This is a genomic window from Rothia nasimurium, assembly GCF_049068285.1.
Lineage (GTDB): Bacteria > Actinomycetota > Actinomycetes > Actinomycetales > Micrococcaceae > Rothia > Rothia nasimurium_I.
Genome location: NZ_JBLKPV010000010.1, coordinates 64034 through 87100, shown reverse-complemented (window position 1 = coordinate 87100; position 23067 = coordinate 64034). Strand labels below are relative to the sequence as shown.

The window sequence follows — 23067 nt, the reverse complement described above, 5'->3', positions numbered from 1 at the left end:
TTAAGGTATGACTACACCCACCGTTGTACTGTTGACCGAGGCCCACCCCGCCGGGATCCTCGTCGACGCCAGTGTCCCCCTCATCAATATCGAAGACCAGGGCCTCACCCGGGGCGACGGGGTCTTTGAAACCATGCTGGCTGCCAACCGCACCGTCCGAAAATTTGACTCCCACCTGGCCCGCCTCGCAGGATCAGCCCGCCTCCTGGATTTGCCCCTGCCCGAGGACGCCAACCTCCGTGCCGCCGTCCAGCTGGCCGTCGACTCAGCAGAACCCGGGGCGGCTACCGTCCTGGGCGAAGAACACACCGTCAAAATCATCATCTCCCGGGGCACCGCCGCTGAGGGCCCCCACACCTGGGTTACCGCCGCCCCCTCAGCCCCCACTATTTTGCACCAGCGCGAGCACGGCGTCCGCGCTATGCTGCTGCCGCGCGGCCACGACCCGGCCGAGGATTCTACCTACCCCTGGCTGCTCTCTGGCGCCAAGACCCTCTCCTACGCTGTGAACATGTCCGTGCTGCGCTACGTCGCCCAGCACGGGGCCGACGACGCCATCTGGATCACCGACGACCGCCGAATCCTCGAAGGGGCCACCTCCTCCGTCATCGTCGCCGTGACCGAAGGCGAACAGAAGGTGCTCTACACCCCCGAACCGGCCCACGGAATCCTGCCCGGCACCACCCAGGGCACCATCTTCAACCGGGCCCGCGACAATGGCTGGGAGCTTGGCTACGGCCCCCTCTACCCCCAGGATTTGCTGGAAGCAGACGCCGTCTGGCTGGCCTCCTCCGTGCGCCTGCTCGCCCCGGTCACCCACCTGAACGGCACAGCCCTGGCCACCGATCCAGACCTCACCGCCGAACTTATGGGCTACCTGGCCCAGGGCTAAGCGGGCCCAGGGGTAAGCCAGCCCAGGCACCGCCTAGCCCCAGCCCATAAAACCAAGCGCCCCGCCCCCTGACCTTTTTAAGGCAGGGGGCGGGGCGCTCGCCGTCAGGCCGGAGTTTGCGGGCTGGGGCTTGAGGGCTGGGCTAGTTCAGGGGCGGGGGCCGGAGCTTGCGGGCTGGGGCTTTAGGACGGGCGGTCGGTGACGTAGTCGCTCTCTGCCCGCGGGGTGGTCATCAGGACCAAGAAGGCCAGGGCCGCAAAGCCCAGCATGGTGCAGGCCATGGGCATAAAGGCACTACTGCCACCCAGGGCCACCAGGGGAGCAGAGAGGCCCCCCATCAGGGACTGGACGGTGCCCATCAGGGCCGATGCTGATCCCGCAATGTGGCGGGCTTCGCCCATGGCCAGGGCTGAAGCGTTACCGAAAATAAGGCCCACTGAGGTGGTAAAGGTAAAGAGTAGAACCATGGTCACCACCAGGGAGGGACCCAGCAGGAAGTGCAGGGTCAGCAGGAGTGTGACCAGCAGGATGGAGCTGGCCCCCACGGTCAGAATGGTTCGCTGGGCAACCCGACCAATCAGGAAAGCATTGAGGAAGGACGCCAGCACCACGCCCATAGAGTTCAGGCCAAAAGCGTAGGTGAAGTGAACCTCTGAGAGGCCCATGACGTTCTGCAAGAGGTAGGGGGAGCCTGAGACATAGGCGAAGAGGGCCCCGAAGGACAGCACCAGGGTGAGCATAAAACCCCGGTAGCGGCGGTTCTTGGCGACTTCAACCATGCCTGCGTACACGGTAAGGAGGCTACCGGTACGGCGGCGCTCGGGCGGCAGGGATTCTTTGATGAAGACAGCAACCAGCACCATAGAGCAGGCCACCAAAACAGCAATGACCTTAAAAACATCCCGCCAATCCCCGTAGGTCAGCACCACTCCACCAAGGAGGGGAGCTACCACCGGGGCGAACCCGTTAATCATCATCATGACGCTCATGAGGCGGGCTGTCTGCAGGCCGCTGGTGGAATCAACGATGACGGCCCGGGAGAGCACCAGCCCAATAGACCCGGTAAAGCCCATGACAAAACGGGCGGCAATCAGCAGCTCAATGGTGGGGGCAAAGGCACAGGCCAGGGTGGCGAGGGCGCAGAGAAATACGCCGATGAGGAGGGGCAGACGTCGACCGGTCTTATCGGAGAGGGGGCCGACGACGAACTGGCCCGCCCCCATACCTGCCAGAAAGGCGGTGAGGGTCAGCTGGACGGTGGGGGCTGTCGTTGCCAGATCGGAGGCAATCGCGGGGAGGGCCGCCAGGTACATGTCGATGGCCAGGGGGCCGACCGCGGTGAGAGAAGCAAGAGCGAAAATGGCGATGAGGGGCAGGCCGGGGCCGGTGTCGGGTGCGTTAGAATCTGCGGTATTCATATCTCTCGTCTCTGCGGCTCAGGGGTGGTGATGAGGAGGCCTAGAAAGCCCCTTGTATTCTACGCCCGCCTCTTTCGTGGGTGACAGGGAAAATCATGTGACCTTGCAGTAATGAAAGAAGATGACCTACTGCTGAATATAGCGGACGTCCGCGCCCCCGTAGGCGCTCGCGTAGGCTGCCAGCAGGTTGGTTTCTTGGGCCGCCCACATATCCCAGTAGGGGCGGTAGGTCTCCCCGTCGCGGGCCAGGGCCCGCTGCCTGCGGCGCTCGGTATCAAGCTCTACGAAAACCCCCACATCGTGGGCTCCGGTCAGCGCCCCAACTCCTTCGGCAATCAGGACGCCTGCCCCCAGCTCCTCAGATAGGGCCAGGGGGTGGGGGCCGGTAGGCTCAGATGTGGCCCAGTCCCAGCCAAACCAGAGCGGGGCAGTATCGGGGGAGCTGGCACGTCCGCTCACCACCGCCTCAGCCAGTTGCTGCCAGGTGCGCGCTGCCTGCGCCAGGCCGCTCCAGCCCTGGTAGAGATCTTCAAGGTGAAAAACCCGGTTCGGCAGGCCCCTCCGAGAGAGCTCTACCGCCAGGTTACCGGCCAGGGTCGTCTTACCCGAGCCGCTGCGTCCGTCAACGGCAACCAGCAGGGGGCGGGGCTCCCCCAAACGCCCCCTGGAATCCTTGACCACAGCACCCAGATCGCTGACAGACGACAGTAACAACAGGGGCGCTCCTTCACCATAAGCTGACATAGCTTCCCCCAGGCTACCGCAGAACCAGCCCCGACTAGGCGATAATGGCACTAAGCCTTGCACCAAACTTAGGGGACCCATGAACGACCTCACCGCCGCCCACAACCTCATGGCCGCAGCCGCCCAGGCCCGAAGCATCCTGGCAGCCCTCGCCCAGCCCACAGCCCTGCGTTTTAACCTCCATACCGGCTACGCCGGATCCCTCTACCGTTGCGCCCCGCTCTCCCCGGCGGCAATCGCCAACCTCCCCGAATGGACAAGCCAGCAGTTCTGGCGCACCCAGCCACCAGCCGTCCACGACGACCTCCGCACCCTGGCTACCGCAGATACCGGCCTGCCCGCCATGATCGAAGCTATCCAAGCAGGCCAGGGTGGCTTCTTGGGCCGACTCTTCGGCGGCGACAAGAAACGGGCCGCCGAAGCTGCCAGCTTTGATCTGGCGACCCGGTTAGCTGAGCTGGGCCCCGTCCAAGCCCGCCTCCAGCCCCTCCTGGCAGCTGCCAGCCAAGCCCAGCAGCAGGACCCAGAAACCGCCTTCGCCACCAACACCTTCGGGCTTAAGGACGCCGCCGCCCCGGCTCTTGCCCGCTTCGCCGGGGAAAACTGGGCCGCCCCCCACTGGGAAGAAATCCCCGCCAGCGACCAGGCCGCCTACCTTACCGTCTGGGGCACCCTCAACACCCCCGAACGTGCCCAGCTCCTGGCCGGCATGAGCGGGGACATGCAGGCCCTCAAGGCTGAGAGGGCAACCCTCACCCTCTCCAGCGTCCCCGTCGACAAACTCCGAGAACTCACCAGCGGCACCGTCCGCACCGCCCCGCTGGCCGACGCTGGCCTGACCACCGTTGCCGACGTCCTAGCCCAAGGTAGCGCCGCTGCCCTGACCCGCATCCCTGGCATTGGCGACACCACCGCCAACCAAATCTACGCAGCAGCAACCCGCCTCCTTGACGAAGCTACCGGGCACGAAAAAGAAAACCTGGGCGAAATCCGCACCCCGGCCGCCGAACGAATCCTCATTGGCCTTGATCGTCTGCGCACCATCGACGCCACCCTTGGTGATTCTGATCTGCTCGACCGCCTGGCCACCTACGAGCCCCTGCTCACCCAGCCGACCCCGGCCACCGGCCCCCTCTATGTAGCCGTTGGCGATGACCTCACTGACTTCAACCAGCTCCGCACCGACCTCAGCTGGTGCCGGGCCAACTCCATCCTCAGCGTCCCCGCGGCCAACTGGCTCAGCGCCGATACCGCCTGGGCAGGGTATCTGGCTGACCCCGCCAGCCACCAGGCCCTGCTGGCCCACTACCTGGGTAACGACACCCTCGGCGACACCTACCTGCCCGCTGAAACCTTCGAGCGGATCCGCAAATACCCCATCAACCTCACCGGCCTGAATGCCACCCTGCGCGGTTACCAAAACTACGGCGCAAAATTCATGCTGGCCCAGAAAAAAGTGATCCTGGGCGACGAAATGGGCCTGGGCAAAACCATGCAAACCCTGGCCATGTTCACCCACCTAACCAACCAAGGCAAAAACCGCTTCATCGTCGTCTGCCCCGCCTCCCTGGTCATTAACTGGCAGCGAGAAACCGAAAAGTTCACCACCATCCCCACCCACCTTGCCCACGGGGCAAACCGCGAAGCAGCCCTTGCCGCCTGGAAGGCTGAGGGGGGTCTGCTCATTACCACCTACGACGGGGCCCGCCTCTACGCCGACCCCACCTGGGTAGCTGACGCCGTCGTCGCCGACGAAGCCCACCTCGTCAAAAACAAGGGGGCCCAACGCTCCCAAAAAGTCGCCGACCTCGTGCGGGCTGCCGAATACGCCGTCCTGCTCTCAGGCACCCCCATGGAAAACCGGGTCAGCGAATTCGTCACCCTCGTCGACTACCTGCAACCCGAGCTGGTCGCTGAGGGCGGGGTTGAAAACCTCCTGGCCAGCGAATTCCGCGCCCGCATCGCCCCCGCCTACCTGCGCCGCAACCAAAAAGACGTGCTCTCTGAACTGCCCGACATGACCGAACACCGCGACTGGCTCGAACTCACCAGCGCCGACGCCGACGCCTACCGGGCAGCCGTCGCCGAAGGCAACTTCTCCCTCATGCGCCGGGCAGCCTGGGCAGCAGAAGAATCCGCCAAGCTCACACGGATGCTCGAAATCGTCGACGAAGCCACCGCAGCGGGCCGGAAAGTCCTGGTATTCTCCTTCTTCCTCTCCGTCCTGGCCCGCCTCGAAAGCGCTCTGGGGGCCAAATCTATCGGCACCATCACCGGGGCCATGCCCCCGACAGAGCGGCAGGCTGCCGTTGACAAGCTCAAGGAGGCTGAGGCTGGCTCCGTCCTGCTAGCCCAAATCACCGCCGCCGGGGCCGGACTCAACATCCAATCGGCTTCCGTCGTTGTCTTGGCTGAGCCCCAATTCAAGCCGACCATTGAAGCCCAGGCCATTGCCCGCGCCCACCGCATGGGCCAAACCCAGACCGTCGACGTCTACCGCCTCTTGGGCGTCGACACCGTGGACGAACGCATGATCGAGCTACTGGGCATCAAATCCCAGCTCTTTGACGAGTACGCCCGCCTCTCCGCGGCCAAGGAGGGGGCCGCTGAAGCCGTGGACATCTCCGACTCAAAGATGGCCGCCCAAATTATTGCGGACGAACGCGCCCGCCTGGGCCTGGACGCCACCGCGCCCGTGGCTGACGGGGAGGGGACGACCGAGAACTAGTTGGTGTGGGTCTGGGCGTGTTCGATAACCCCGGGTACGGCGTCCCGGATCATCTGGAAAGTCTCGTAGAAGTCACTCATATCGCCGTACCAGGGGTCGTAGATACCCAGCTGGTCCAGGGGCTGGCCTGCCACAGCCGGGTCGAACTCCCGCATCAGGCGAACCTTGGCCGCTGCTTCTTCATTGGGGGCCAGGCGCTTGAGGGCCCGGTAGTGGTTGGTGTCCATGGCCAAGAGTAGGTCATAGCAGTCAAAATCGGCGCGGGTGAACTGCTGGGCCCGGTGGGAGCCGGTATTGATGTTGAGCTCATCGAGCACCTTCTTGGCCCGGCGGTCAATGGGATTGCCCTCTTCTTCGTTGGAAATGCCGCTAGAAGCTACCTCTACGGTGAGTCCGGCCTGGGCGGCGGCCTGCTTGATCAGGTACTCACCCATGGGGGAGCGGCAGATATTTCCGGTGCATACAGTCATGATTCGATACATGCCCACCATGTTCCCATAGTTTCCCCAGGAAGTAAGTAGGGAGCGTCCTGAAATATGCCAATATCTGAATAAATAAGTGAAAAAAGTTCGCTCTCAGGCGGAAAAAGCGGGATAACCTGTGTATAGTCTTACAGGTACACACACTTGATGGTGCTCCCGCCGGAGCGGTCTAGCCATACCCTAGACCCGGTTCATACAGCAGTGAATCTTCATAGAGATGTGAAACCGGCAAGAGTATCAAACACTCACAGTCTTGAGTTCTTTCGAGATGACAGAAGCCCCGCAGGCCACACACCTGCGGGGCTTTTGCGTATCAACTTCATTCACCGGGGCGTCCCCCTCTTGCCGTAATACCCCTGGGGGTATATTCTGGAGGTGTTGTTCCTCAAGCAAGGAGAGTTTTTATGTGCCGTCCTGTCACCTGCAAAATTTGCTCAAAGACCACCTGGGCCGGATGTGGCCAGCATGTCGCAACTGTCAAGGCCTCAGTGCCCAAGGGCCAGTGGTGCGATGGCCAGCATAGTGACGCTGAAAAAGCTCAGGCTTCTGCCGGCACCGGTTTCTTTGCAAAGATTTTCGGCAGATAGAGGCATGGGTGGCCCCGTTCCACCTATCGACTTCCTCAGGGGCACGGGGTAGTGCGGGGCTTTTATATGCTCGCTTACAATGGGTGATATGAGTACCAGCACATCGGTCAATGACGACCGGCCTAAGGAGCAGAACGCTATTCATCGTCGCCGTAGGGGCAACTACCTAGCCCTTTGTGCCCTGCCGCTTGTGTTCGTCCTTCTGCCCTGGGGCCTGGCGCTCACGCTGCCCGAGCAGGTGGTGGTTACTTCAATTCTGGTTGGTACCCCGCTCACTCTAGCCTTACTCGCCGCCTATGACGCTGCCACCTACCGGCCTAATCTCACCTTTTGTTTGCTGGCTGCAGTCTGCATGTGGCTAGCATCCGGGCTTTTTTATCCGGACGGGGCAGGTTGGTATGTGTGGGCGGTAATTATCATCTATATCGTGTCGGTCAGCCCCTGGCACAAAAAATTTGCGGACGAGTGGGGCACACGTTCCGAGGGTAAAGAAAAAGCCGGGGGAGAGGGCTAATGCTCCGCTGGGAACTGCACCACCCTGAGGCAGGGCACCTGCTTCTGGAACGTGGATCTGATGCCGAATTCATTGAGCTTGACCCGGACTGGCCTATCAAAAAACCAGACGAGAACTCCCTCCACGCCTTTAACGAATCCCCGGTAGGGGCGAAGCTCCGTGAACGTATCGCCGAACGTATCGACCGGCCTAAGCAACGGGTGCGGGTGCTTGTTGACGGTGAAGTGGTGGGCCGGTACGACCATACTCCTACCAGCATTGGGCTCAAGAAGAACCTTCGCAGCGGGAAGTTCTCCCGGGCTAAGGCCACTGTTTCCGCAGAGCCTCAGCTCAAACTCACCACAAACTTTCTGGACGAGCTACTGGTCGTGGCCTATAAACATGGGACAGCTAAGGAATATGTTGAGCTTGACGTACCAGCCGGTAGCCGGTCAGAAGCCTACCGTGAGGCGCTTGAAAGAAGCCCATCTCGACGGTTTGTGTTGCCTTTGCTGTTCGGTTTGGGCCGCTCCGCCTGGTTTCTTGCCATGCTGGTGCTTATGCCTGTGTTGAGTAGGGTAATGCAGTGGCTGGTTGAACGTCTTCCCGATATACATGCGCCCCAGATAGCCCTGCCGGTTCCGGAATTTACTCTTTCCATCCCTGTTCCACCTCAGATAAGTTTGCCCGTTCCTTCCTGGCGCGTCCCCTGGCCTACCATTACTCCGCCGGACTGGCTGCTTTTTCTCATGGAATACTCCAAAGCCTGGGTCCCTCTTGTTATCGGAGTAGTCGCTGCAATTTTGGCTGTGCGTAATGGGAAAAAATCTAAGCGCAGGAGGGCTGAGCTTGAAACTGGCGGCAAAGAAGCCCAGGGATAGCACAGGGAAAACGTAAACACCGCACGAAATATAACCAAGCTGACCATTTTTCCAGCAAAGTTAGATGGAACGCACTGTTGGCGTGAAAGGTGTGATTCCCCATGGCTCAGCAACCGATAAACTCCGGCCCCAACCTTCCTGCCCTGCAAAGGCGGGGCGGGCGTCCGTCCGCTTCCCACAAGCCTAAACTATTCATGCGCAAAAAAGTTGAGTCTTTTTGACTCAACTCTGTTGACTTCTGCTCAAAACGTGGCAAACTAGATATCAAGACAAGCGGGTTGAGTCTTCCAGGCTCAACTTGCTTGAAAGATGTACAGATAACCAACTCTTAAGGAGAAAACATGTCACGTGCAGTAGGTATTGACCTCGGTACTACCAACTCAGTCGTATCAGTCCTCGAAGGCGGCGAGCCCGTCGTCATCGCCAACGCAGAAGGCGCCCGCACCACCCCCTCCGTCGTCGCATTCTCAAAGGACGGCGAAGTTCTAGTCGGTGACGTCGCCAAGCGCCAGGCCGTCACCAACGTCGACCGCACCATCGCCTCCGTCAAGCGCCACATGGGCACCACCTGGACCCAGGACATCGACGGCAAGGCCTACACCGCCCAGGAAATCTCAGCCCGTACCCTCATGAAGCTCAAGGGCGACGCTGAAGCCTACCTGAACGACAAGGTCACCGACGCCGTCATCACCGTCCCCGCCTACTTCAACGACGCTGAACGTCAGGCCACCAAGGAAGCCGGCGAAATCGCGGGCCTCAACGTCCTGCGTATCGTCAACGAACCCACCGCAGCAGCCCTGGCCTACGGCCTCGACAAGGGTAACGAAGACGAACTGATTCTGGTCTTCGACCTCGGCGGCGGCACCTTCGACGTCTCCCTGCTCGAAGTTGGCAAGGACGAAGACGGCTTCTCCACCATTCAGGTCCGCGCAACCTCAGGCGACAACCGCCTGGGTGGCGACGACTGGGACCAGCGCATCGTCGACTTCCTGCTGGAGCAGGTCAAGTCCAAGACCGGCGCTGACCTGTCCAAGGACAAGATCGCCCTGCAGCGTCTGCGCGAAGCAGCAGAACAGGCCAAGAAGGAACTGTCCTCAGCAACCTCCACCAACATCTCCCTGCAGTACCTGTCCGTCACCCCCGAGGGCCCCATCCACTTGGATGAAAAGCTGACCCGCGCCAAGTTCCAGGACATGACCGCAGACCTGATCGAACGCACCAAGAAGCCCTTCAACGACGTTATCGCTGAAGCAGGCGTCAAGGTCTCCGACATCGCCCACATTGTGCTGGTCGGTGGCTCAACCCGTATGCCTGCCGTCACCGAGGTCGTCAAGGAACTCTCCGGTGGCCGCGAACCCAACAAGGGTGTCAACCCCGACGAGGTTGTTGCCATGGGTGCAGCCCTGCAGGCAGGCGTGCTGAAGGGTGAGCGCAAGGACGTCCTGCTCATCGACGTCACCCCCCTCTCCCTCGGTATCGAAACCAAGGGCGGCGTGATGACCAAGCTGATCGAGCGCAACACCGCGATCCCCACCAAGCGCTCTGAAACCTTCACCACCGCTGAAGACAACCAGCCCTCAGTATCAATTCAGGTATTCCAGGGCGAGCGCGAGTTCACCCGCGACAACAAGAACCTGGGCACCTTCGAACTGACCGGCATCGCCCCCGCCCCCCGCGGCGTCCCCCAGATCGAAGTAACCTTCGACATCGACGCCAACGGCATCGTCCACGTCTCCGCGAAGGACAAGGGCACCGGCACCGAGCAGTCCATGACCATCACCGGCGGCTCCTCCCTCTCCAAGGAAGACATCGACCGCATGGTCAAGGACGCCGAGGCCCACGCCGAGCAGGACAAGGCCCGCCGCGAGGCAGCTGAGACCCGCAACGCTGCTGAGAACACCGCCTACTCCATCGAGAAGCTCATCAAGGAAAACGACGAGAAGCTGCCCGAGGACGTCAAGACCGAGGTTCAGGCCGATGTTGACGCCCTGAAGGCTGCCCTTGAAGGTGAAGACGATGACGCCGTCAAGGCCGCTTTCGAGAAGCTGCAGGCCTCCCAGACCAAGCTGGGTGAGGCTCTCTACGCCCAGGCTCAGGCAGATGCCGCAGCCGGTGAAGGCGCCAAGGCTGAGGACGACGACGTCGTTGACGCCGAAGTAATCGATGAAGAAGACGAGAAGAAGAACTAACCATGGCTGAGAACACCAAGGAGCCCGTAGATAACCAGCCCGAGGGCACCGACCCTCTGGAGGAAGCCTTCGCCGCCCCGGCAGCTGAAGGTCACCCCGAGCCCGAAGGTGTAGCTGCTGACGCTGCGGCAGATGAAGAATCTGCCGCAGCCGAGGCCGGCGACGGTGCAGAGGCAGCTGAAGGTGCTGACGCGGCCCTGGCCGCCGAGCGTCTTGAGGATTTGCGTCGCCTTCAGGCCGAGTTCACCAACTACAAGAACCGCACCGCCAAGGAAAAGGACCAGCTGCGCGACTTCGTCATCGCTGATTTGGTGGCAGCCCTGCTACCGGTCATCGACGATATCGATGCCGCCCGCAAGCACGGCGACCTTGAAGAAGGCCCCTTTGCCGCCATCGCTAACAAGCTCGAAGAGACCCTGACCAAGCAGGGCCTGGAGCGCTTTGGCGAGGTCGGCGAACCCTTCAACCCCCAGGTTCACGAGGCTGTCCTGCAGCAGCCCACCAGCGAGGTTGAGCCCGATTCAATCTCCATGGTTCTTCGCAACGGGTACAAGGTGAAGGACCGCGTGGTCCGCACCGCCCAGGTAGCTGTTGCGGTAGCAGAATAAGGACGCGGGCGGGCACCCGGCCTGATACGTCAGGCTAGGTGCCCGCTCTGTCTAACCCCACCCCCTAAAAGACATAAGATCTACCTCGGAAGGAGAGGCACATGGCGAGCGAAAACTGGCTCCATCAAGATTTTTATAAGGTACTAGGCGTAGCCGAGGACGCTTCCGAGGCAGATATCAAGAAGGCCTACCGCAAGCTGGCCCGCAAGTACCACCCCGACCAGAACCCCGGCGACGAGGCTGCTGAGAAGAAATTCAAGGAAGTCTCAGAAGCCTACGACGTACTCTCAGACCCCAAGCAGAAGGAAGAGTACGACCAGATCCGCAAGTACGGGGCTGCCGGATTTGGCGGGGCTGGTGGCGGATTCCCGGGCGGTTTCCCCGGCGGTGGCAACTTCAGCTACTCCACCAGCGGCGGTGCTGGCGGTATCAACATTGAAGACCTGCTCGGCGGCATGTTCGGTGGCGGCGCTGGCTTTGGCGGGGCCGGACGCTCCGCAGGCGGCTTCCCCGGTGGGGCCGGGGGCTTCCCCGGCGGCGGCTTCTCCGCCCCCAAGGGGGAGGACGCCACCACCAGCGCCCGCATCACCATCCAGCAGGCTTACGACGGCGCTGAGGTCTCGGTCTTCCGCCCCGGCGGCTCCCAGACCCAGGTTCGCCTGCCCCGCGGTGTCAAGGACGGCCAGAAAATCCGGGCCCGCGGCAAGGGGCACCCCGGTGCCGGTGGGGCAGGGGACCTCATCGTCACCGTCCGCGTGGACGCCCACCCCGTCTTTGACCGCGAAGGCGACAACCTGCTCGTGCGTGTGCCCGTCACCCTGGAAGAAGCCCTCAAGGGCGGGATTATCGAGGCGCCCACCCTCGACGGGGGCAGTGTTAAGCTCCGCCTGGCCGCCGGGGCCCCGTCCGGGCGTAAGCTGCGTGCTAAGGGCCGGGGCTTTGTGACCAAGAAGGGCACCGGCGATATGCTGGTTATCCCCGAGGTGCAGCTGCCTACCGACCTGACCCCCGAGGCAGAGGCTGCCCTGGATGCCTTCCTGGCCCTGGCACCTCAAACTGACCCCCGTGAGGACCTGCTGAGGAAAGCTGGTGACTAAGAATGGCCCTCGAATCTGACCGCCCGGTCTTTGTTATCTCCGTAGCGGCTGAACTGGCCGGTATGCACCCGCAGACCCTGCGCCAGTACGACCGCCTGGGCCTGGTGCAGCCCCAGCGGGCACCGGGGCGGGCCCGCCGCTACTCCGAGCGCGACGTGCAGAAACTCCAAGAAATCCAGGAGCTTTCCCAGTCGGGTGTCTCCCTTGAGGGTATCAAGCGCATCATGCAGCTGGAGCACCAGGTAGAAGCCCTACAGGCCCGTATGGTGGAGCTCCAGGCCGAGAATGAGGCCCTGCGCAACCGCCTGCAGGAAGGCAGCCGCATATTTGCTGCCGGAACCTCCGGCGGTGCTGTGCACCTGGCCCGGGGCAAGCGTCCGGCTGCCCGCCAGACCTCCCAGGCCGTGGTGCTCTACCGGCCACGCTAATGCTTACCACGGTGCCCCTGGCTACACGCCGGGGGCACTGCCCTGTTTAACCAGCCCCTGCCCAGGTCAGGGGCTAAAGTACACAAGATTCACAAGAGTACACAAAGTACACAAGAGTACACAAGGTACACAGGAGTACATAAAATAGGTTTATGGCTGTTTCAAACAAGACCTCGAACACACGGCACATTAATCCTTTTAAACCTACTGCGGGCGCTGAACCTCCCCAGCTAGTAGGTCGAGATGGTGTGCTTGATGAGTTCACCTACGGTCTAAAAATCAGGTCAGGTGCCCCTGGCCTGCTGACCGTCATGACCGGTGCTAGAGGCGTCGGGAAAACAGTCATGCTGAATGAAGCTGAATATGCTGCCCGGCAGGAGGGCTGGGTCGTTATTTCTGAAACAGCTACGCCGGGGTTTTCTGAGCGAATCGGGGCCTTAGCCCGGACCTATCAACAGGAACTTGGTGAGAAGCCTCCCACGAGGAGGCTGACGGGAGTAGCGGTAGCTGGGGTTTCTATCAGCACTACCTTGCTCCCCGAGGAGCAGGTAGACACCCGACATTCCTTGAAAGAGCTCTTGCACATCTTGGATACAAAGGGCACCGGTCTGCTGATTACCCTCGACGAGATTCACGCAGCAGACCGGCAGGAACTTTCCCTGCTGGCTTCATGGATTCAACACTATATTCGTGAGTCCCTGCCGGTTGCCCTTGTCTTTGCAGGTTTGCCTGCGGCAGTGTCAGACCTGCTCAATGAGGGGGTAGCTACCTTTTTGCGGCGGGCAGACCGAATTGATTTAGCGGCGGTCGCAGTTGAGGACGTCGCCCAATCCTACCGGCACACTTTTAAGCCGCTTGATGTTGTTATTGAGGACGCTGTGCTGGCCCAGGCGGCGCAGGTAACTGGTGGGTACCCTTTTATGATTCAGCTTGTGGGGTATCACCTATGGAAGATAGCAGAGAGGCTGGAACCCGGGTCTGTTGTGACAGAGGAGGACGCCAGGTTGGCCTTTGATGAAGCCCGTCGTAGAAACCGGCGAATGGTGATCGAATCAGCCTTGGCGACGGTATCAGCTAAGGACCTTGATTTCTTGCAGGCTATGGCGGTTGATGACGGGGCTTCTGCTGTTTCTGCGATTGCTGAGCGCATGGACGCAGCTAAAAATACGGTGGGGAATTACCGCTCAAGGCTCATTGCAACTGGTCTTATTGAGCCGGCTGGGTATGGGAAGGTCCAGTTCACCCTGCCGGGGCTGCGTGAGTATTTGCGTTCGCTGGAAGGGTAGGGGGCTCACGGGGTTGTGTCTAGGACGGTGGGGTGTTGAAACCCCACCAAAATACTTTCGGAATCAAGTAATTTAGGCTAGTATTGAACTGTCTGTAGACGAGAAAGCTAACACCGAAAGGAAAACATCATGACCGACATCAACACCGCCCCCGACCTACGCCCCGGCCTGCCCAGCGTCGATGACACCGCCTTCCAGATGGGCCTGGACACCTTCGGCGACACCACCGCCGACCTGGCAGGCAACCGCCTGCACCACGCCCAGGTGATCCGCAACGTCCTAGAGCAGGGCCAGCTAGCCGACCGCGTCGGCGTCGACTTCTTCGGCATCGGTGAGCACCACCGCCCCGACTACGCCGTCAGCGCCCCCGACACCATTCTGGCGGGCCTGGCAACCTCCACAGAGCGTATTCACCTGGGTTCAGCCGTCACCGTCCTCTCCTCGGACGACCCCATCCGCGTCTACCAGCGCTTCGCCACCATCAACGCCCTCAGCAAGGGCCGCGCCGAAGCTGTACTGGGCCGCGGCTCCTTCACCGAATCCTTCCCCCTCTTCGGCTACAAACTCGAAGACTACAACTCCCTCTTCTCTGAGAAGTTCGACCTCTTCACCAAAATCATCACCCAAGAACCCCTCAACTGGAACCCCGGCAACCGCGAGCCCCTCATCAACCAGGAGATCTACCCCAAGACCGAGGGTATTCTCAAGCACTGGCTAGCCGTCGGCGGCAGCCCCGAATCCGTCGCCCGCGCCGCCCAGTACAAGACCCCGCTCATGCTGGCAATCATTGGCGGGCCCGCCGAGCGCTTCAAGCCCTACACCGACCTCTACCGCCGAGCCAACGAACAGCTGGGTAACGGCGATTTGCCCATCGCCGTCCACTCACCCGGCCACATCGCCGAGACGGACGAAGAAGCCCGCAAGCAACTGCGAGAGCACTGGATCGCTAACCGCAACAAGATCGGTGCCGAACGCGGCTGGGGCCCGGCCGGGGAACGCGAGTTTGAACACGAAGTCGAACACGGCGCCCTCTATGTGGGTTCGCCTGAAACCGTCGCCCAGAAGATTGCTGATACCGCCAAGTCCCTGGGCATCAACCGCTTCGACCTCAAATACTCCAACGGCCCCCTGCCCCACGAGCACTCCATGAACTCTATTGAGCTTTACGGCACCAAGGTGCTGCCCCGCGTCCGAGAACTGCTGGCAGGTAACTAAACCCCACCTGACGAGACCAAACAGGGTCTGCCCTATCCCAGCGATATAGTAGAAGAGCGCCCCACCGGCCATGCGGCTTGGTGGGGCGCTCGTTTCATCACGCCCGTCGCGCCGGTTCCCTCACCCAAGCGACGAATCCAAGGAAAACACATGACCGTCCAAGACATCTTGAGTGCGATCAGCTCCCTGATTTGGGGGCCCTTCGTCCTGATACCCCTGCTCCTCGGCACCGGTATCTACCTCACCATCCGGCTGGGCTTCATCCAGCTCACGAAATTAGCCGTCGCCAACCGGCTTGCCTTCCTCGAACGCAAGGACGAGGACGCCCCCGGCGGCGACATCTCCCAATTCCAGTCACTGACCACCGCCCTGGCAGCCACCGTGGGCACCGGCAACATTGTGGGTGTTGCCACCGCAATCTCTATCGGCGGCCCCGGCGCCCTCTTTTGGATGTGGATCACCGCCCTCTTCGGTATGGCCTCCAAATACTCCGAGGCCTTCCTGGGTGTGCGTTACCGCACCACCGACGCCAAGGGGGAAATCTCCGGCGGCCCCCAGTACTACCTCCAGCGCGGTATTAAGGGCCCCCTGGGGAAGTTCCTTGCCCTCTTCTTCGCGGTAGCCGCCGTGCTGGCGTCCTTCGGCATCGGCAACACCGCCCAGGGCAACTCCATTGCCCATAACCTCGAAGACACCTTCCACCTGCCCACCGGCCTGACCGGCATCGTCCTGGCCATTATCACCCTCTTTGTGCTAATGGGCGGCATTAAATCTATTGGCAAGGTGACCGCCGGTTTCGTGCCGGTAATGATCCTCTTCTATGTGGGCGGGGCCCTCTACATTCTGGGGGGCAATGCTGCGGCCATTCCCGCTGCCCTGGGGCAGATTTTTTCGGACGCCTTCACCGGCACCTCTGCCGTGGGCGGCTTTGCCGGGGCCTCCCTCATGTACGCCGTGCAGTACGGTGTAGCCCGCGGTATTTTCTCCAACGAATCGGGTATGGGCTCTGCTGCTATTGCGGCAGCCGCTGCCCAGACCACCCACCCGGTCCGTCAGGGGCTGGTCTCCATGACCCAGACCTTCATCGACACCATGATCGTGGTGACCTGCACCGGCCTGGTGCTGGTTGTCACCGGCACGTGGCAGGCAACCGACCCCAGCGGCGAACAGGTAGCAGCCTCTGTCATGACCAGCCAGGCCTTTGCCTCGGTGATTGGGCCAGCCGGTAGCATTATTGTCACCGTAGGCCTGGTACTCTTTGCCTACTCAACTATTCTGGGCTGGGCCTACTACGGCGAACGCAACATCGAGCGCCTCTTTGGCCGCCGTGGCGTGACCCCCTACCGTATCTTCTTCGCCGTCATTATTTATTTCGGCTGCACCATGGAGCTCTCGGTCGCCTGGACCTTCTCGGATATAGCCAACGGACTCATGGCTATTCCCAACCTCATTGGGCTGCTGCTGCTATCGGGCCTGGTGGTGCGGGAGACCAAATATTACCTGTCTCAGGATCCCAAGCTGACCGCGTCCAAGGCTGAGATTGACGCCTTTATGGAGGGTAAGCCGGGGGCTATCGACTCTCATTAAGCGCGAATGTGCCACTTATTCCCGACCGTGGGGGTCTCACTGCCCCGCTCGGGAATAAGTGGCACATTCGGCCTTTAAAGGGTTAGGCGCGGATATAGGTCAGGTCGTGGGCGCGACGTCCGGCTTCGCCAGCCTTGCGTTCGAAGCTGGTGACGACGCGGCCCTCCCAGCGGGGCGCCCAGCCGCCGACGGGGTCATCCTCGGTGGTGTTCTCCCCGGCGTGGGCGTTGGTAAAGGCGGGGTGGGCATCCAGCACCTCGCGCATGACCAGGGCGTATTCCTCCCAGTCGGTGGCCAGACGCCAGGTGCCGCCGGGCTTGAGCACCCGGGCTACCTTGTCGGCAAAGGCGGGGGAGACCAGACGACGCTTGTGGTGGCGGGCCTTGTGCCAGGGGTCGGGGAAGAAGACCCAGAGCTCATCAACCGAAGATTCTTCGAGCAGGTTATCAAGGAGTTCAGGCGCATTAGCCTGGGCCACGCGCACATTCTCAACCCCGGCCTGGCCCATCTTCAGCAGCAGGTCGGCGATGCCGGGGGTGTAGACCTCAACGGCCAGGAAGTTGGCCTCGGGTACCTGGGCGGCCCGGTTGACGATAGCCTCGCCCAGGCCGGAGCCGATCTCAACGACCAGGGGGGCGTCAGTGCGTCCGTAGAGGGCCTGCTGGTCAAAGACTGCGCCCTCAGCAACCGAGGTGTCGCCGATGTTGCGGGGGAGGTCAAGCACATGGGTGGGGGCGTAGGTGTCCCAGGCCTTTTGGCGGCGGGCGGTCAGGCGGTCACCGCGGCGGACGAAGGAGTAGGGCTGGCGGTGGAATTTTTCGGGGACGGGGGCGGTCAGGTCTTCCCCAGCTGCGGCGCGTTCTGCCTTATCGGCTAGGTCTTGCTTCTGCTTGTTGGTTTCCATAACTCTCCATTTCGGGGTTGGGGGTCTACCGGTGTGCGCGGAAACTCTAAGCGCCACCGGGCCCGCCTGCTTCCCGGCTGTTTGACCGGGGTAGGGCGGTAGGTAGGAACTTCCCATTATAGGCCTCCTCTGCCCCTGACGGAGGTCTAGGGGGCTGGCTCGTCAGGGGCTGCTGGTCGAGGGGCCGCCGCCCTGGGGTCGGTGGGGGTGCCGAAGGTGGGCTTGGCCTGCTGGATGATAGGGAGGGAGCCGGTGACTAGCGGTATGCTGCCGGTGTTGACTTCTTCAAGGGTGACGTCGTAGACCGGGGTGCTGGCTTGTTGGGCGGCATCGTCCTCAATCATTTTTTCGGTGATGATTTTGAGGCTGGTTGTATCGGGGTGTTCGAGGGCCGGGTTTTTCTGGGACAGGTCAACCTGGTGGTCGATTTGGGCGTCAAGACCGCCGGGGTGGCCGTACATGAAGCCGTCGATGGTATCGACGGTCGCTTCGAAGTGGGGGTCGTGGGTCAGGTATTTCTTGGTTTCGCGGGCGACGAGGCCTGAGAGCAGGATCAGGCCGACCAGGTTGGGGAGGGCCATGAGGCCGTTCATGAGGTCTGAGAAGGTGAAGACCACGGCAAGCGGGGCTACTGCGCCGACACCGCACATGAGGGCGAAGAGGAGCCGGTAGGCGGTGATGGCTTTGGGGCCACCGCCGAGGGATTCAAGGGCCCGCTCCCCGTAGTAGGACCAGCCCAGGACGGTGGAGTAGCCCAGCAGTACGAGGCAGAAGGTGACGATGTAGCCGCCCCAGTCACCGGGCAGGCCGCTGCTGAAGGCTAGGGATGTGGCGGTGGCGGGGTCTGCCCCCTGCCAGGTTCCGGTGGTGAGTAGGATCAGGCCGGTCATGGAGATGACGACGATGGTGTCAACAAAGGTTTGGGTCATGGAGGCAAGACCCTGTCGAACCGGGTGCGAGGTGGTGGCCACCGCTGCGGGAATGGCGGCGGTGCCCATGCCGGATTCGTTGGAGAAGAGGGACCGTTGGGCGCCGATTTGCATAGCGAAGATCATTCCGGACCCGATGGCGCCTCCGACGGCTCCTTCTCCGGTGAAGGCCCCGCGAAGGATCATGGCGAAGGCTTCGGGCACCATGCTGATATTGAGCAGCACAATGTAGGCTCCGAACCCCAGGTAGAGCAGGATCATGAGGGGGACGCAGAAAGCGGTGACCTTTGAAACAGTTTTGATACCGCCCAGCAGGGCTGTGGCGGTGAGGATGATGAGGGCTCCGGCGGTGGCCAGGGGCGGGACATTGAATGAGTGTTGGAGGTTGGCTGAGATAGCGTTGGCCTGGGTCATGTTACCGATGCCGAAGCAGGCAAAGACGCAGCAGATGGCGAACATGAGGGCGAGAAATTTGCCGAATCGGTTGGGGATGCCGCGTTGCAGGTAGGCTTGGGGGCCGCCGGTGAGTTCTCCCATGGAGTCGCGGTGGCGGAAGCGGACGCCGAGGAAGCATTCTGCGTATTTTGAGGCCATGCCGAGCAGGGCGGTAATCCACATCCAGAAGAGGGCGCCGGGGCCTCCGATGCTGAGGGAGAGGGCTACGCCCACGATGTTGCCGGTGCCGACGGTGGCGCCGAGGGCTGTGCTCATGGCCTGGAAGGATGAAATCTCGCCCCTGGCTCCCTTTTGCCTGGAGCGGCGGCCAAATTGGAGGCTCATGGCTTTGGTGAAGAGTCTGAGCTGGATCAGTCCCAGGCGGATCGTGAGGAAGATGCCTGTGCCAACGAGGAGGGGGAGGAGGAGCCAGGGGCCCCAGACGAAGGAACTTAGGCTTTCTAGTATTGTTTCTGCTGTCTCCACGAGCAGACCTTTCGGTGTGATGGGCGCTACTCTCACTAATTTATCATCAGGCTGATGATATGCCTACTGTTTACTTATGGTTGGTACTCGCGGAAGGGGAAACGGCACGAAAAAGCCGCCCGGCCCCGGGTGGGGGCGGGCGGCCGTCCTAAAAAATCTCGGAGCCTACTTCTTCTTGGAAGAAAAGAGCAGGGCAAGACCGGCGCCGAGCATGACGACGTCCTTGGCCAAGGAGGTGCCCTCCTGGGTGGGGCGGATGCCGTCAGCCTTGGTCATGTCGTCGTTGTTGAAGTACATGGTCAGCAGGCCGGCTGAGAAAGCGGTCAGGCCCAGGCCGACCAGCTTGGGGGAGGCGAAGGGGGTCAGCAGGCCAGCGCCCAGGGCGATTTCTGAGGCGGCAAGGGTCTTGCCGAACTGCTGGTCGGAGAGCTTGGCAACCTGGGGGACGCCGCTGGCTGCCATGCTCTTGAGGAAGCCGTAGGTGCCCTCGTCCATGGAGAGCTTATTGATGCCCTGGTCGAGAATGAGGGCACCGGTGGTGAGGCGAAGGGCGGCGTTGGAGAGCTTAGCCATGGGGCGTGTCCTTTCAGCAGGTGCCCAATTTTCAAGGAAAACCAGGCAAAAATTGTTTACTTGTAAAGATTTTACCGGGGACGGGGCCGGGGTTGGTGGTGGCACGCCGGGCAGATAGTAAGGTGGGTGGGTAAAGGGGGCAGTTACCCATTCACCCGCTGAGGGGCTTACACTTGACCTGAACTTTAACGATGAATTCAGGCCCGGCTACCCCGGCCTTATGCGCTGCACCAGCGCAGTGAACGTCCCGGGGAAAGACCGGGGCACCACAAAACCACAAAGGGGGAAGCTCGTGGCAACAGCCGAGCACACACCTGAGAGTCAAGGCCTCCAACGCGGCCTTTCTAACCGCCACATCCAGCTCATTGCCATTGGCGGTGCGATTGGAACCGGCCTGTTCATGGGCTCAGGCAAGACCATCTCACTGGCAGGCCCTTCCCTGCTCCTGGTCTACGCCATCATTGGGTCCGTGATTTTCCTGGTGCTTCGCGCCATGGGGGAGCTCCTGCTCTCCAATCTCAAGTACAAGACCTTCAACGACTTCATCACCGACCTGCTCGGCCCGTCCGCCGGCTTCTTGATGGGCTGGTCCTACTGGTTCACCTGGGTGGTCATTGGCGTAGCTGACATCATTGCGATCACCGCCTACGTCCACTTCTGGTGGCCCGATGTGCCCTCCTGGATTCCTGCCCTGACCCTCATCGGTCTTCTGCTGGCCCTGAACCTGCCCAGCGTCAAGAACTTCGGTGAGATTGAATTCTGGTTCGCCCTCATCAAGATCGTGGCCATTGTGCTGCTTATTATTGTCGGCCTGATTATGGTGGTGACCGGCTTTACCTCCCCGAGCGGGGCCCAGGCGTCCGTCGCTAATCTTTGGAACGACGGGGGCTTCTTCCCCATGGGGGCAAGCGGCTTCTTCGCCGCCTTCCAGATCGGTATCTTCGCCTTCCTGGGGGCTGAGCTCATCGGCACCACCGCGGCAGAAACCAAGGATCCCACCACAACCCTGCCCCGTGCCATTAACGCGGTACCGGTGCGAATCATCATCTTCTATGTGCTGACCCTCTCCGTCATTCTGATGGTCACCCCCTGGCGCACCATCGACCCTGAGAAGTCCCCCTTTGTTGAGATGTTTACCCTAGCTGGTTTGGGCTTTGCCGCCCACCTCATCAACTTTGTGGTGATTACAAGTGCAGCCTCTTCAGCTAACTCCGGTATCTTCTCTACCTCCCGCATGATTTACGGCCTGGCCCAGAACGGTAGCGCCCCGGCGATCTTTGGCAAGCTCTCCAAGAGCGGGGTGCCCCGCAACGGCCTCTTCCTCACGACCGTCCTGCTGCTCTCCTCCCTGATCCTGCTCTACTCGGGCGACTCCCTGATGACGGCCTTTACCCTGGTGACCACGGTGGCCTCCGTCCTGACTATCGTGACCTGGTCGCTGATTATCATCTCCTACCTCAAGTACCGCAAAGACCGGCCTGAATTGCACGAGGCATCGGCCTACAAGCTGCCCGGCGGTATCGTGACCTGCTATGCGGTGCTGGCCTTCTTCGTCGGTGTGATTATCTTGCTCTTTATGTATGAAGACACCCGCCAGGCCCTAATCGCTATGCCCGTCTGGTATGCCCTGCTGGGTATCGGCTGGTGGCTGGTCCACCGCTCCAACCGGGGCCAGACTCTGGCGGCCCGGGCAGCTGATAAGTCCCAGAACAAGTAAAAAGCCCAGCCTGTTATCAGGCCGTGCATAGCCCGCTGCCGGTTTTCCGGTGGCGGGCTGTGGCGTTTTGGGACTGATTGGCTGGGTTTAGGACGCCCCTACCCCGGCCGGGTTAGTTGCAGCTGGAGGACGTCCGGGAAGGGCGAGGGCAGAGAAGAGGGCAGAGGCCAGGAGCAGGCCGACGCAGGTGAGGGCTGTTCCGGGCCAGCCGGCCCAGGTGTAGATGACGCCGGTGCCCCAGCCGACCAGGGCTGAGCCTGCATAGTAGAAGGAGTTGTAGAGGGCGGTGGCCTGGGTTTTGGCGTTGCCGCCGATGGCTCCGGCCCAGCCTGAGGCGATAGCGTGGGCGGAAAAGAAGCCGGTGGTGAAGATAATCAGCCCAACCACAATGAGGGGCAGGGGGGAGGCTAGGGTGAGCAGGGCACCGGCTGCCATGGTGAGGCAGGAGCCGATGAAGACCCCCTTGAGCCCCCGCTTGTGGGCCAGGGAGGCCCCGAAGCTGGAGGAGAAAGTGCCAAAGAGGTACATCAAGAAAATGAGGGACAGGAGCAACTGCGAGAGGGAATAGGGCGGTGCCTGTAGCTTGAATCCGATGTAGTTGTAGACGCTCACTAAGGACCCCATGAGGGCAAATCCGCCAAACCAGAGGGCCAGAATGGGGAGGGTGCGGAAGAGGCCCGCTACCTTCTGGACGGTAGGGGTGGGCGGTTCTGAATCTTGGGGCTGGCCTTCTTTCAGAAGCTGGTGGGGGCGGGAGGACGGCCGGTCGTGGGAGGGCGGAATGAGCAGGAAGAAGATGAGGGCAGCAACCAGGCCGACGACGGAGACTGCAAGCATGGCCATGCGCCAGGGCACGACTTCTGAGAGGGGCCCGGCGATAATGCGGCCAGAGAGCCCGCCGATACTGGTGCCTGAGATGTAGAGGCCGGCTGCTGCGGCCCGGGCGGAGAGGTGGGCTTCAGAGACAATGACCGCCACCGCCAGGCCAGCTACGCCGCCGAGGAAGGCCCCTTCGAGGGTGCGCAGGGCAAGCATGAGGGGGTAGCTATCAATCCAGGGGGTCGTCAGGCCCAGGGCGGTTGCCCCGCAGATGGCGGCCATCATGGTGCGGACCCTACCGAACCGGTCGGCTACAGCCGCCCAGAGCAGGGTGCAGAGAGCCAGCCCGGCGGTGGCGCAGGACATGGTAAGGGCGGCGGCATCAGGAGAAATCTGCAGGTCACGGGCGATTTCCGGAATCAGCGGTTGCGGGGAGTAGAGCTGGGCGAAGGTGGCAACCCCGGCGGCAAACATAGCAATGAGTAGCCGCCGGTATTCGCGGCTACCGGGCCGGTAACCTTCGAACGTTTCGCTCACCTGCCGCTCCTTCGGGTCTGCCTGGGGTATCT

19 protein-coding genes are annotated in these 23067 nt (G+C 61.7%); 12 read left to right on the top strand and 7 right to left on the bottom strand.

Features of this window, described 5'->3' with window-relative positions; all coding sequences use genetic code 11:
* The first annotated feature begins 7 nt into the window (after positions 1-7).
* Positions 8-892, top strand: coding sequence for an aminotransferase class IV (locus ACMXX3_RS09570; protein ID WP_421084482.1), 885 nt, complete (start codon positions 8-10; stop codon positions 890-892).
* A gap of 182 nt (positions 893-1074) precedes the next feature.
* Here the strand turns inward: ACMXX3_RS09570 and ACMXX3_RS09565 are convergent, their stop codons facing one another.
* Positions 1075-2310: a multidrug effflux MFS transporter gene (locus ACMXX3_RS09565; protein ID WP_421084481.1), complete on the bottom strand. Its 1236-nt coding sequence runs from the start codon at positions 2308-2310 to the stop codon at positions 1075-1077.
* A 126-nt stretch (positions 2311-2436) separates the two neighbouring features.
* On the bottom strand, positions 2437-3054 hold the full coding sequence (locus ACMXX3_RS09560; RefSeq protein ID WP_421084480.1) for a hypothetical protein: 618 nt from the start codon (positions 3052-3054) through the stop codon (positions 2437-2439).
* 79 nt (positions 3055-3133) lie between these two features.
* Between ACMXX3_RS09560 and ACMXX3_RS09555 the strand changes: the two genes are divergently transcribed.
* Entirely contained in the window at positions 3134-5782 is a 2649-nt protein-coding gene (locus ACMXX3_RS09555) for an SNF2-related protein (protein WP_421084479.1), read from the top strand.
* Here ACMXX3_RS09555 and ACMXX3_RS09550 read toward each other — a convergent pair.
* On the bottom strand, positions 5779-6252 hold the full coding sequence (locus tag ACMXX3_RS09550; protein ID WP_421084478.1) for a low molecular weight protein-tyrosine-phosphatase: 474 nt from the start codon (positions 6250-6252) through the stop codon (positions 5779-5781). The two genes, ACMXX3_RS09555 and ACMXX3_RS09550, sit on opposite strands and share 4 nt — an antisense overlap.
* A gap of 687 nt (positions 6253-6939) precedes the next feature.
* Between ACMXX3_RS09550 and ACMXX3_RS09545 the strand changes: the two genes are divergently transcribed.
* The 9 genes from ACMXX3_RS09545 (at position 6940) to ACMXX3_RS09505 (ending at position 16635) form a co-directional block, all read left to right on the top strand.
* A complete protein-coding gene (locus ACMXX3_RS09545; protein WP_421084477.1) occupies positions 6940-7365 on the top strand; it encodes a hypothetical protein in 426 nt (141 codons plus the stop codon).
* Positions 7365-8225, top strand: coding sequence for a hypothetical protein (locus ACMXX3_RS09540; protein WP_421084476.1), 861 nt, complete (start codon positions 7365-7367; stop codon positions 8223-8225). Before ACMXX3_RS09545 ends, ACMXX3_RS09540 begins: the two co-directional genes overlap by 1 nt.
* A gap of 341 nt (positions 8226-8566) precedes the next feature.
* Positions 8567-10414, top strand: coding sequence for a molecular chaperone DnaK (gene dnaK, locus ACMXX3_RS09535; RefSeq protein ID WP_237188402.1), 1848 nt, complete (start codon positions 8567-8569; stop codon positions 10412-10414).
* Between the two features lie 2 nt (positions 10415-10416).
* A complete protein-coding gene (locus tag ACMXX3_RS09530) occupies positions 10417-11022 on the top strand; it encodes a nucleotide exchange factor GrpE (RefSeq protein ID WP_421084475.1) in 606 nt (201 codons plus the stop codon).
* A 101-nt stretch (positions 11023-11123) separates the two neighbouring features.
* Complete coding sequence (locus tag ACMXX3_RS09525; RefSeq protein WP_421084474.1) at positions 11124-12119, top strand: DnaJ C-terminal domain-containing protein; 996 nt, start codon at positions 11124-11126, stop codon at positions 12117-12119.
* Between the two features lie 2 nt (positions 12120-12121).
* Entirely contained in the window at positions 12122-12547 is a 426-nt protein-coding gene (locus ACMXX3_RS09520) for a heat shock protein transcriptional repressor HspR (RefSeq protein WP_421084473.1), read from the top strand.
* Positions 12548-12699: 152 nt separating this feature from the next.
* Positions 12700-13833, top strand: a complete 1134-nt coding sequence (locus ACMXX3_RS09515; protein ID WP_421084472.1) for an ATP-binding protein — start codon at positions 12700-12702, stop codon at positions 13831-13833.
* 129 nt (positions 13834-13962) lie between these two features.
* A complete protein-coding gene (locus tag ACMXX3_RS09510; protein WP_421084471.1) occupies positions 13963-15048 on the top strand; it encodes an LLM class flavin-dependent oxidoreductase in 1086 nt (361 codons plus the stop codon).
* A 150-nt stretch (positions 15049-15198) separates the two neighbouring features.
* Positions 15199-16635: an alanine/glycine:cation symporter family protein gene (locus ACMXX3_RS09505; RefSeq protein WP_421084470.1), complete on the top strand. Its 1437-nt coding sequence runs from the start codon at positions 15199-15201 to the stop codon at positions 16633-16635.
* A gap of 82 nt (positions 16636-16717) precedes the next feature.
* Here ACMXX3_RS09505 and trmB read toward each other — a convergent pair whose 3' ends face one another.
* The 3 genes from trmB to ACMXX3_RS09490 all read right to left on the bottom strand — a co-directional run bounded on the left by trmB (position 16718) and on the right by ACMXX3_RS09490 (position 19962).
* Positions 16718-17539, bottom strand: a complete 822-nt coding sequence (gene trmB, locus ACMXX3_RS09500) for a tRNA (guanosine(46)-N7)-methyltransferase TrmB (RefSeq protein ID WP_421084469.1) — start codon at positions 17537-17539, stop codon at positions 16718-16720.
* A 146-nt stretch (positions 17540-17685) separates the two neighbouring features.
* Positions 17686-19389 carry an alanine/glycine:cation symporter family protein gene (locus ACMXX3_RS09495; protein WP_421084468.1) on the bottom strand — a complete coding sequence of 568 codons (1704 nt, stop codon included), beginning with the start codon at positions 19387-19389 and terminating at the stop codon, positions 17686-17688.
* Positions 19390-19554: 165 nt separating this feature from the next.
* The gene (locus ACMXX3_RS09490; protein WP_421084467.1) at positions 19555-19962 is read right to left on the bottom strand and encodes a hypothetical protein; all 408 of its coding nucleotides are present in this window, start codon (positions 19960-19962) and stop codon (positions 19555-19557) included.
* Between the two features lie 220 nt (positions 19963-20182).
* Between ACMXX3_RS09490 and ACMXX3_RS09485 the strand changes: the two genes are divergently transcribed.
* Positions 20183-21679, top strand: coding sequence for an amino acid permease (locus ACMXX3_RS09485; RefSeq protein WP_421084466.1), 1497 nt, complete (start codon positions 20183-20185; stop codon positions 21677-21679).
* An 87-nt stretch (positions 21680-21766) separates the two neighbouring features.
* Here the strand turns inward: ACMXX3_RS09485 and ACMXX3_RS09480 are convergent, their stop codons facing one another.
* Entirely contained in the window at positions 21767-23035 is a 1269-nt protein-coding gene (locus tag ACMXX3_RS09480; RefSeq protein ID WP_421084465.1) for an MFS transporter, read from the bottom strand.
* Between the last annotated feature and the right edge of the window lie 32 nt (positions 23036-23067).